At 71.4% G+C, this 511-nt stretch carries 1 protein-coding gene; it reads right to left on the reverse strand.

Translation table 11 applies throughout. The annotated features are described in order from the left end of the window. Positions 1 to 511 (reverse strand): condensation domain-containing protein (locus A5696_RS03130; protein ID WP_231964212.1); only part of this gene is annotated, 511 nt, incomplete at both ends.

A 511-nucleotide genomic window follows, 5' to 3' on the forward strand; every position in this document is an offset into this window, starting at 1 on the left:
GCTGCGCCCAGGCCAGGTTGAGATCCTCCAGCAAAATCCGCCACGACACCCCGTCGACCGCCAGATGGTGAACGATCAACAACAGCTGTCCGGTGGGGGCCGCCCACAGCGCGCTGACCATCATCCCGGCCGCCGGGTTCAGCCGCGACCGCGCCTCGATCACGACGGCATCGGAAAACACCTCGACCGTCTCGAGGCAGTGGCGGGCGTCCACGGATCCCGGCTCGGGCACCGTCAGCGACCAACCCCCGGCGCCGTCGTCGTCGACCCGCAGCCGCAGCGTGGGATGCCGATCCAGCAGGGCCTGCAGGACCACCACCACGTCGGCCTCGGTGACCCCCACCGGCGCTTGCACCAGCACGGTCTGGTTGAACTGGTCCACCGGACCCTCGACGCTGTGCAGCCAGCGGATGATCGGGGTCGCGGCCACCGCACCGACGCCGTCATCGACCACCTGGGCGCCGTCGGCCACCCCGGCCACCCGGGCCAGCCGGGCCACGGTCTGCTCGAC

The organism is Mycobacterium sp. E2699 (genome assembly GCF_001666745.1).
Classification (GTDB): domain Bacteria; phylum Actinomycetota; class Actinomycetes; order Mycobacteriales; family Mycobacteriaceae; genus Mycobacterium.